This is a genomic window from Synechococcus sp. H60.3, assembly GCF_047462295.1.
Classification (GTDB): domain Bacteria; phylum Cyanobacteriota; class Cyanobacteriia; order Thermostichales; family Thermostichaceae; genus Thermostichus.
On sequence record NZ_JANSIY010000079.1, the window covers coordinates 1 to 9,640 of the forward strand.

Below are 9,640 nucleotides of genomic sequence, written 5' to 3' on the forward strand. Positions count from 1 at the left end.
GTCATAGTCGTAGACCACTTCGAGGGGGCCAAAACACAGGTCGCACACGTGCTTGGCAACCGGCTGGTACTCGGCCCCACATTCGCGGCAGCGCAAGCGGCTGAAGCCCACCTGGGGGTTGCGCAGGGCAGGAGCCGCCGGGGCAGCGGCAGGCACGAGCGGGCGTTGGGAAAGGGTTTGCGTCATAGGGAGCCTCAGGCAGGAGAAAGGGCTGGATCTTGTTTACCCATCGTCGGGGGCCATCTTATCACCCCCGATCTATCCCGTCAACCAAATCCGACTAAAATAGTCTGGATTAGATTCGACTGGGGAGAGCGGGATCCTAGCCGGTTTGGGCAACCTTGGGGCGGCAAACTGGTGGGGGTCTGGCCAAGGAGCCTTTTCCTCTTGCCGAGATGTGGGGATAGCCCTCTATCCATCGCTAGACTGGAGAAACAAGCTGTAACAACCCAATTGGGATAGGGGATCCCGGTAGCCAGCAAGGGGCAATCCGATGCTCAAAGTTGGACGAGACAACGTGGATTTTCTCGACCACTACGACGTGATCGTGGTGGGTGGGGGGCATGCTGGCTGTGAAGCGGCCCTGGCAGCAGCACGCTTGGGCTGCAATACCTTGATGCTGACGTTGAACCTGGACAAGATTGCCTGGCAGCCCTGTAACCCCGCCGTCGGCGGCCCGGCCAAGTCGCAACTGGTGCACGAAATCGATGCCCTCGGCGGCGAGATGGGCAAGGTTACCGACCGCACCTATTTGCAGAAGCGGATCCTCAACCGCTCGCGGGGGCCGGCGGTGTGGGCCTTGCGGGCGCAAACCGACAAACGCGAGTACGCGCGGGTAATGCGCTCGGTGGTGGAAAACCAACCCAACCTGACCCTTCGCGAGGGCACCGTCACCGACCTGGTGCTGGGGCGCAACGATGAAGTGGTGGGCGTGGTTACCCACTTTGGCAGTGTCTTCGGCTGTCGGGCGGTGATCCTGACCACGGGCACCTTTCTGGGGGGGCGCATCTGGATTGGCCGCCACTGGCAACCTGCCGGCAGGGCGGGGGAATTTGCCGTCGAAGGCCTGACCGACACCCTGCGCCAACTGGGCTTTGAGACGGGCCGGCTGAAAACCGGCACCCCTGCCCGTGTGGATCGCCGCAGCGTCGATTTTTCCGTGATGGAGCGGCAACCAGGGGATCCCGACGTGCGCTGGTTTAGCTTCGACCCGGAGGTGTGGGTGCCGCGGGAGCAGATGGACTGCTACCTCACCCGCACCACGCCGGAGACCCATCGCATCATCCGCGAAAATCTCCACGAGACCCCGGTCTACGGCGGTTGGGTGGAGGCTAAGGGGCCCCGCTACTGCCCCAGCATCGAAGACAAGATCGTCCGTTTCGCCGACAAGGAAAGCCATCAAATTTTCATCGAGCCGGAAGGGCGGGATCTGCCGGAGCTCTACATCCAGGGGTTCTCGACGGGGATGCCGGAGAAAATCCAGATCCAGATGTTGCGCTCCTTGCCTGGCCTGGAGCGGTGCGTGATGCTGCGGCCTGCCTACGCCGTGGAATACGACTATCTGCCGGCTACCCAGCTCTACCCCACCCTAATGACCAAAAAAGTGCAGGGGCTGTTCTGCGCCGGCCAAATTAACGGCACCACCGGCTACGAGGAGGCGGCAGCCCAGGGGCTCATAGCCGGGATCAATGCCGCCCGCCTGGTGCAGGGCAAGCCGCTGGTGACGCTGCCGCGCGAGTCCAGCTACATCGGCACCCTCATCGACGACCTCTGCACCAAAGAGCTGCGGGAGCCCTACCGCATGCTCACCAGCCGCTCCGAATACCGTCTTATCCTGCGCGCCGATAATGCCGACCAACGCCTCACCCCCCTGGGGCGGGAATGGGGCCTCATCGACGACCGCCGCTGGGCTCTTTTCCAGGCCAAGCAAGCCCGCATTGCCGCCGAGATCGAGCGCCTGGAAACCCAGCGGGTTAAGGCCCACGACCCCGCCGGGATCCACCTCAGCCAATTGACCGGCCAGGGGATCAAAGGATCCGCCACGCTGGCCGAGATCCTGCGCCGCAACCCGATCCACTACGCCGACCTGCTGGAGCTGGGCTTGGGCAATGAGGAGCTGGATCCCTTTGAGCAGGAGGCAGCAGAAATTGCCGTCAAATACAGCGGCTACATCCAGCGGCAGCAGAACCAAATTGAGCAGGTGAGCAAGCAGTACCACCGCCCCCTGCCCCCCGATCTGGACTACCACTCCATCCCCACCCTCTCCAAAGAGTCGCGGGAGAAACTGGCGGCCGTCCGACCCCTGACGGTGGGCCAGGCCGCTCGCATTGGCGGCGTCAACCCCGCCGACATCAACGCCCTGCTCATCTACCTCGAGGTGCGGCAACGTCAGAGGGCCACGGCAGAACCCGTTAGCACCTCGCGGTAGTCTCTGCCCCCCTTGCCGTAGAGGGCAGGGATCTCTTCTAGGGGCATGCGCGAAGCTACGCTCAGATCCAAGGGCGAGACCTCCCCGCGCAGCCAGTGGCAGAGGCCGGCTGCCCCGATCATGGCGGCGTTGTCGGTACAGAGGGCAACAGGCGGGATCACCACCCGCAGGCCCTTGGGTCGGCCCGCTTCCAGCAGGCGAGCTCGCAGCTCCCGGTTGGCGGCCACCCCCCCTGTAACCAACAGGGTCGAGAGGCCCAGCGCCTCGGCACAGGCCACCGCTTTTTCGGTCAGCACGCGGGTGAGGCAGGCCTGGAAGCTGGCAGCAATATCGGCCACGGGCAGTTCCCGGCCTTCCTGCTGCAACTGTTGCACCAGGCGCAGCACCGCCGTCTTCAAGCCGCTGAAGCTGGTGTCGTAGGGGTGATCCAGCTTGCCCGCGGGCAGGGGGAAGCGGTTGGGATCCCCTTGTTGCGCCCAGCGGTCGATCTGGGGCCCGCCGGGGTAGCCCAGCCCCAACAGCCGCGCCACCTTGTCAAAGGCTTCGCCGGCAGCATCGTCACGGGTGCGGCCCATCGTCTGGTACTCCCCATAGTCCTTCATCCAGATCAAGCTGGTGTGGCCCCCTGAAACCAAAAGGCAGAGGCAGGGAGGGCGCAAATCGGCGGTGGCCAAAAAGCCGCTGAACAGGTGGCCCTCCAGATGGTGCACCCCGATCAAAGGTTTGTTGTAGAGCAAGGCTAAGGTCTTGGCCGCCATCAGCCCCACCAGCAGGGATCCCACCAGACCCGGCGCACAGGTGACGGCAACAGCATCCACCTCGGCCACGCCCAGCCCGGCCTGGTGCAGCGCGGACTCCAGCACAAAGGGCAGAGTTTCCACGTGGCGGCGGGAGGCCACCTCCGGCACCACGCCCCCGTAGGCCGCATGAAGGTCAATCTGGCTAGCCACCACAGAGCTAAGCTGCCGCGGGGCAAAGGCTGGCCAGCTCGGCTCCGCCTCCACCACCGCCACAGCCGTTTCGTCGCAACTGGTTTCGATAGCGAGGACGCGGGCCATGGGAGAGCAAGTGGGGGAAAAGGGTTGGGAACGCTTCAGGATCCTTAAGAATTGTGTGGGCTAAAACTCAGGATCCATCGAGGTGAGGCGCTCGGGAGTATGATACTAACCGTTTAGTGCCCGTTTCTGCACTTAGCATTCCTGCACATTTAGACAGACCTAGACCCCTAGCTCAAGGACACATCCTGCTATGCGAACCCTTTTGAGTCTCCTGTTGGCCCTTTGCCTGGCGCTTGGCCTCGCCCAGGCTGTGCAGGCAGAGCCCTTGATCGGTCTGAAGCCTTGCAGCGAAGTTCCCGCTTTTCAGGCCCTCATGAACGAACGCCTGAGCAGCCTCGAAGAGAAGATCCTCAACGCCAGCCCTTCCCTAGCTCCCCTTTACCAGCAAAAGTTGGCCCAAACCACGAAGCGCTTTGAACGCTACAGCAAGCTGCTCTGTGGCGAGGAAGGCTTGCCCCACCTGGTTACCGATGGCCGCTGGAGCCATGCCGGTGAGTTTCTCATCCCTGGCTTACTTTTCCTCTACATTGCCGGCTGGTTGGGCTGGGCTGGGCGCTCCTACCTGATTGCTGTCCGGAATAGCGACGAGCCGGAGATGAAAGAAAGCATCATCGACGTCCCCCTGGCACTGCGCTGTTTCCTCACGGCTTTAGCCTGGCCTGCCGCTGCTTTCAAGGAAATTGCCAGCGGCGAAATTCAGGAGCCGGAAGAGGCCGTGCCCATCTCTCCTCGCTGAAGAAGGAGCTTCTCCTCTGCTTTTGGCTTAGCTTGACCTATCCGACTTGAGAGGTATGTATGGCTGATTTCACCAAGTTTCTTACCACGGCTCCAGTGGCCTTTATCTTGTTTTCCAGCTTCGTTTTTGCCCTGTTCATTGAGATCAACCGCTTCTTCCCCGACATTTTGACGTTCTGAACCCCCAAGCCAGGGATCCCTAGCGGCGGCAACAACACCCACAGGGATCCCTGGTCTTTTAGACTTTTTGGAATTTGAGATTTTTCTAACCCTTTTTGCACTGGAACCAGAGTTGCCGACATGGTTGAACCCACTGCCGATACCGTTTCCCCCAATAGGGGATATATCGCCGTTCCGGAAGGGGATCCGCAGATTGGCGATTTCTGGACGCCAATCAACCATGCTCCTGCCGTCCGCCTTTTCCTAGATTGGCTGCCCATTAACCGGCCGAGAGTAAGCCCTGTTTGGCGGGGTTTGGAAATTGGCATGGCCCACGGCTATTGGTTAGTGGGACCTTTTGCCAAGCTGGGGCCGCTGCGCGGCGAGCCCATCGGCCTGCTGAGCGGTTTCCTGGGAGCCTGTGGCCTGATCTTGATCATGACGGCAGCTCTCTCTCTCTACGGCACCGTCTCCCCGCAGCGCAACAACGGGCCAGTGCAGGGATCCCAATCCTGGAGCGAGCTGGCCGCCGGCTTTTTGATAGGGGGCATGGGCGGGGCAATTGTCGCCTATCTGCTTTTGCTCAATGGAGATCTGTTATTCCCCAATTTCGGCTAAGCGGTTTCCTCTCTAGTCCATCCCCTCATCTACGACGTCTTTGAGGGCCTCTTCCGGGCAGCAGGAAGACTGGCAAAAGGCAGGAAGCTTGCCCTAGCATAGACTGAACCAGCCAGTGGAGTCTCGAATTTGCTATGAACCGACGGCAGCGGTTCTAGGCAGTGCTCCAAATAGTTGTTGTAAGCTGTCGTGAGCGATCTACTGTCCGATCCCACCTCTGCAAGTTTCTCTTTGGCTGAGATCCGTCGCCTGTCACCTGCAGCCCTGGCCTACCTGGGGGATGCCATTTACGAACTGCACGTGCGACGGCAGCAGTTGTTTCCTCCCACCCGGCCAGAGCTTTACCATCGGCAGGTGGTGAGGCGGGTACGCGGATCTGCTCAGGCCAGATTGCTGTTGGCGCTTTTGCCCTATCTCAGCTCTGAAGAGCGGGAGATCGTCCGCTGGGGCCGCAACGGCTGCGGTCGTCCACCCCGGCACTTGCCCTTGGCCGACTACCAAAATGCCAGCGGCCTGGAAACCATCTTGGGCTACCTCTACCTCACCGATCCTGAGCGGCTACGCCACATTCTCGCTCTCACCGATGTTTTGGCCGAGACGATAGGCGAGGGGGAAGGTTAGGATCAGCTTTTACTCTGCACCCTTCTCCGCCCATGCCCAAGCCTTCCCAGCGCAAACCTCCTGTACGGCTGTCTCGCCGGGACAAGCTGCAGCGGCGAGGGGCGGGGCAGCCCGTTGGCAAGCGCGAGCGGCCTAAACGCCGCGATGGCAGCCTTCTTCCCCATCCCAAGCCGGCGGCGCAAGAGCCGCCCGTAAAGCCGCTTCGTCGCAAGGCTGAGCAGGAACGCCCCCAGTCGGATCCCAGCCTTCCTGTTGCTAGTCCAGAGGAAGAGGCGCTTCAGGTTAACTGGGATCCCGAAGCCGAACCTGAACAAGAGATCATCTACGGTCGCCAAACCGTGTTGGCCGCGCTGAGAAGCCAGGCCACCCTTAACCGAGTGTGGGTACTGCCGCGGTTGCGCTACAGCCCGCAATTTTTGTCTTTGTTGGAAGAAGCCAAAGCACGGGGTACCGTCATCGATGAGGTGTCTCCCCAGCGGCTAAACCTTCTCACCGCCGGAGCCAACCATCAGGGGATCGCCGCCCAGGCCACCCCTTACCGCTACGTGGATCTGGAAGAGCTGGTGGAACAGAGCCGGCAGTCCGGCCCCCATCCGGTGCTGGTGGTGCTAGACGGGATCCAGGATCCCCACAACCTGGGGGCCATTGCCCGCAGCGTGGAGGCGTTTGGCATGCAGGGGATGGTGATCCCACAGCGGCGGGCGGCAGGCGTCACGGCGACAGTGATGAAGGTGGCAGCGGGGGCCCTCTCTACCCTGCCGGTGGCGCGGGTGGTGAACTTAAACCGCGCCCTGGAATATCTTAAAGAACAGGGGTTTTGGGTCTATGGCACCACCAGCCAGGGGGCTGTCCCTGTCTATAGCGCCGACTTTCGCCGACCCGTTGCCTTGGTAATTGGATCCGAAGGGGAAGGCATCAGCCTACTCACCCAGCGCCACTGCGACCAACTGCTGTCGATTCCCTTGGCAGGCCGCACCGAGAGCTTAAATGCCTCGGTGGCAGCAGGCATCGCCCTTTATGAGATCCACCGGCAGCGCTCCCCCCACCAGCTCAAACGCACCGAGGTCGAAACATTTCTCAACAAATCCTCAACGAAGGCAGTAGAATCTAGGTGATTGCAAAAGATCCTGAGTCATCCTTTGCGCTTAATAGGGGGGATGGATCCCGTGGGCAACCCTTTGGTCTGGCTGTTGGATAAGCTGCGTGGCTTAACGGTCTGGGTTGAGATCACCACCGACGACTGCACCTACTACTACGGCCCCTTCGCCAGCGAGAAAGAAGCGGAAGCGCACAAAAGCCACTACATCGCCGACCTAAAGGCGGAGGGGGCTGAGAAGATCGAGGCTCGGATAAAGAAAATGCGCCAGCCGCAGACGCTGACGGTGGTTCACACCCCTTCACAGGTGGGTTCTTGAGGTTCGCTATGGTTTACCAGATCACTGTCCATCATCGGGGCCAGACCTACCAGTTTCCTGCCGCGGCGGATCAGACGGTTTTACAGGCAGCTCTCGAGCACGGCCTGGAGCTACCTTCCTCTTGCCAGGCGGGAGTCTGCACCACCTGTGCGGGGCGGCTAAAGTCGGGATCCGTAGCCCAGGCTGACGCAATGGGGATCGGGCCGGAACTCAAGGCTCAGGGCTTTGTTCTGCTGTGCGTAGCCTACCCTACCTCCGACTTGGAGGTGGAAACGGATCAAGAGGAGGAGGTTTACCGCTTGCAGTTTGGCTCCTAGCCCTGGTCTAGCATCGAGTATCTCCAAGCTGTGAAGCTCCATTTTCTGCGTCTAGCTTTGCCCCTAAGTTTGCCGCTTTCTGCGTCTCAACTGGAGGGATCCCTTCTCCAACAAGTGACCCAAGAGCTGGGGCAGCCAGCCCGCCTCCTGCGCTGGAGTCTGACGGCGGTGGAGGGGGAGAGGGTTTGGGTGGAGGTGGTGGCTACCACGGACGAGGCGAGTTGGGTTTAGGCTATAGAAATGGCTAGCGGTACCCCCGGCAGTTGCCATGTCTGTCTCCAAACCTGAAGCGGCCCCAGCTCCAACTTTGGCCGAGCAGCGTCCCCCTGTGGCCCTCACCATCGCCGGCTCCGATAGCGGCGGCGGAGCAGGCATTCAAGCGGATCTGCGCACCTTTGCCTTCCAGCGCGTTCACGGCACTTCTGCCCTTACCTGCGTAACTGCCCAGAATACCCTGGGGGTTAAGCGAGTGGATCCCCTACCCCCGGAGGCGGTGGCTGCCCAGATTGAGGCGGTAGTGGAAGACATTGGGGTGCAAGGGATCAAAACCGGCATGTTGCTCAATGCCGAGATTGTGCGGGAGGTGGCCCGCCAGGTGGAACGCTGGGCGCTGCAGCCGCTGGTAGTGGATCCGGTGATGGTCTCCCGCACGGGGGCCAAGCTGCTGGCGGAGGATGCCATCCAGGCCATCCGCGAGCGGCTGATCCCTCTGGCTCAGGTCGTTACCCCCAACCGCTACGAGGCTCAGATTTTGGCAGGGATGGAGCTGCAGTTGCTGGCGGATATGGAGGAAGCGGCCCGCCGCATCCACGCCCTCGGCTGTAAGGCTGTACTCGTCAAGGGGGGAGGTATGCCAGGGGAACTGCAGGGGGTGGATGTGTGGTTTGACGGCGAGCGGCTGGAGGTCCTCAAAAGCGAGCGCATCCCCACCCGTCACACCCACGGCACCGGCTGCACCCTCTCGGCAGCCATTGCGGCGCAACTGGCTTGGGGAAAGGATCCCCTGACGGCAACACTGGCGGCCAAGGCCTATGTTACCGACGCCCTGCGGCATCCTCTGGCCATCGGCGCAGGACAAGGGCCGGTAGGGCACTTCTACCCGCTGCTGCAGTCCTAGCCCTTCCCAGAAAGCAAGCTTGGTGGCACGGGCTCACCCTGCTGGGGGAGGGTTGGCTAGAGCAGTTCCCGCACGTCCACCACTTTGCCGCTTACTGCCGCTGCCGCCACCATGGCCGGGCTCATCAGCAGGGTGCGTCCCGTGGGGGATCCCTGACGGCCCTTGAAGTTGCGGTTGGAAGAAGAAGCGCTGATTTGCCGGCCTACCAGGCGGTCTGGGTTCATGGCCAAGCACATGGAGCAGCCGGGATCCCGCCACTCAAACCCTGCCACCTCAAAGATCTCGCGCAGGCCCTCGCGTTCTGCCTCCTGCTTGACCCGCTCCGAGCCAGGCACGACAAACGCCTTCACTCCAGGTGCTACCCGCCGTCCTTTGGCAATCTTGGCCGCCTCCCGCAAGTCACTCAAGCGGCCATTGGTGCAACTGCCAATGAAGCAGACATCCACTGGCGTGCCCACAATGGGATCCCCAGGCCGCAAACCCATGTAGGCATAGGCTTCCCTAGCCAGCTCCCGCTCGCTTTCTGGCAGCTCCTCGGGAGCAGGGATCCGCTCGTCCACCCCAATACCCTGGCCGGGGGTAATCCCCCAAGTTACCGTGGGGGCAATCTCAGAGGCCTGAAACACCACTACATCGTCATAGACAGCGTCGGCGTCGCTGGCTAAGCTTTTCCACCAGGCCACTGCCTCCTCCCAGTCGGATCCCTGAGGAGCAAACTCCCGTCCCTTCAGGTACTCAAAGGTTACCGCATCGGGATTAACGTAGCCGCAGCGGGCTCCCCCTTCGATGGACATGTTGCAGAGGGTCATGCGCTCCTCCATGCTCATTGCCTCGATGGTGCTGCCGCCGTACTCGTAGGCGTAGCCCACCCCGCCTTTGACCCCCAGCTTGCGGATGATGTGCAGGATAACATCCTTGGCGTAAACTCCTGGCCCCAGGCTGCCCTGGACCTCGATACGGCGCACCTTGAGCTTAGACAGGGCCAAGGTTTGGGTGGCCAGCACGTCCCGCACCTGGCTGGTGCCAATACCAAAGGCAATCGCCCCAAAGGCGCCGTGGGTAGAAGTATGGCTATCGCCGCAGGCAATGGTCATCCCCGGCTGCGTCAGCCCTTGCTCCGGCGCAATCACATGCACGATCCCCTGCCGACCGGAGCCGCTGTTGTAAAAGCG

General features: G+C 61.7%; 12 protein-coding genes and 1 pseudogene. 10 read left to right on the plus strand and 3 right to left on the minus strand.

Annotation, left to right across the window (positions count from 1 at the left end; all coding sequences use genetic code 11):
* Positions 1 to 186, minus strand: a pseudogene (locus NW841_RS09070) (threonine synthase); the annotation flags it as partial.
* A gap of 307 nt (positions 187 to 493) precedes the next feature.
* Between NW841_RS09070 and mnmG the strand changes: the two are divergent.
* Positions 494 to 2,428: a tRNA uridine-5-carboxymethylaminomethyl(34) synthesis enzyme MnmG gene (gene mnmG / locus NW841_RS09075; RefSeq protein WP_414386150.1), complete on the plus strand. Its 1,935-nt coding sequence runs from the start codon at positions 494 to 496 to the stop codon at positions 2,426 to 2,428.
* On the opposite strand, the gene tsaD is transcribed toward mnmG, so the two are convergent.
* On the minus strand, positions 2,389 to 3,486 hold the full coding sequence (gene tsaD, locus NW841_RS09080) for a tRNA (adenosine(37)-N6)-threonylcarbamoyltransferase complex transferase subunit TsaD (protein WP_414386151.1): 1,098 nt from the start codon (positions 3,484 to 3,486) through the stop codon (positions 2,389 to 2,391). The genes mnmG and tsaD overlap by 40 nt on opposite strands.
* Before the next feature lie 190 nt (positions 3,487 to 3,676).
* On the opposite strand from tsaD, the gene NW841_RS09085 reads away from it, so the two are divergent.
* From NW841_RS09085 to thiD, 9 genes are all read left to right on the plus strand, one after another.
* On the plus strand, positions 3,677 to 4,222 hold the full coding sequence (locus NW841_RS09085; RefSeq protein ID WP_414364715.1) for a Photosystem I reaction center subunit III: 546 nt from the start codon (positions 3,677 to 3,679) through the stop codon (positions 4,220 to 4,222).
* Between the two features lie 59 nt (positions 4,223 to 4,281).
* Positions 4,282 to 4,401 carry a photosystem I reaction center subunit IX gene (locus NW841_RS09090; protein ID WP_011434365.1) on the plus strand — a complete coding sequence of 40 codons (120 nt, stop codon included), beginning with the start codon at positions 4,282 to 4,284 and terminating at the stop codon, positions 4,399 to 4,401.
* Between the two features lie 120 nt (positions 4,402 to 4,521).
* Complete coding sequence (locus NW841_RS09095; protein ID WP_414364713.1) at positions 4,522 to 4,998, plus strand: photosystem I reaction center protein subunit XI; 477 nt, start codon at positions 4,522 to 4,524, stop codon at positions 4,996 to 4,998.
* 189 nt (positions 4,999 to 5,187) lie between these two features.
* The gene (locus tag NW841_RS09100; RefSeq protein WP_414364711.1) at positions 5,188 to 5,619 is read left to right on the plus strand and encodes a ribonuclease III domain-containing protein; all 432 of its coding nucleotides are present in this window, start codon (positions 5,188 to 5,190) and stop codon (positions 5,617 to 5,619) included.
* Positions 5,620 to 5,651: 32 nt separating this feature from the next.
* On the plus strand, positions 5,652 to 6,734 hold the full coding sequence (gene rlmB, locus NW841_RS09105) for a 23S rRNA (guanosine(2251)-2'-O)-methyltransferase RlmB (protein WP_414364709.1): 1,083 nt from the start codon (positions 5,652 to 5,654) through the stop codon (positions 6,732 to 6,734).
* A gap of 42 nt (positions 6,735 to 6,776) precedes the next feature.
* Positions 6,777 to 7,034 (plus strand): DUF1816 domain-containing protein, encoded by a 258-nt coding sequence (locus NW841_RS09110; RefSeq protein ID WP_414364707.1) that lies wholly within the window; start codon positions 6,777 to 6,779, stop codon positions 7,032 to 7,034.
* 8 nt (positions 7,035 to 7,042) lie between these two features.
* The gene (locus NW841_RS09115) at positions 7,043 to 7,351 is read left to right on the plus strand and encodes a 2Fe-2S iron-sulfur cluster-binding protein (protein WP_414364706.1); all 309 of its coding nucleotides are present in this window, start codon (positions 7,043 to 7,045) and stop codon (positions 7,349 to 7,351) included.
* Between the two features lie 30 nt (positions 7,352 to 7,381).
* A complete protein-coding gene (locus NW841_RS09120; protein ID WP_414386152.1) occupies positions 7,382 to 7,582 on the plus strand; it encodes a hypothetical protein in 201 nt (66 codons plus the stop codon).
* A 37-nt stretch (positions 7,583 to 7,619) separates the two neighbouring features.
* Positions 7,620 to 8,468 carry a bifunctional hydroxymethylpyrimidine kinase/phosphomethylpyrimidine kinase gene (gene thiD / locus NW841_RS09125; protein WP_414364702.1) on the plus strand — a complete coding sequence of 283 codons (849 nt, stop codon included), beginning with the start codon at positions 7,620 to 7,622 and terminating at the stop codon, positions 8,466 to 8,468.
* Positions 8,469 to 8,524: 56 nt separating this feature from the next.
* Here thiD and NW841_RS09130 read toward each other — a convergent pair.
* The coding region (locus NW841_RS09130; protein ID WP_414386153.1) for a 3-isopropylmalate dehydratase large subunit at positions 8,525 to 9,640 on the minus strand (1,116 nt) is incomplete at its 5' end.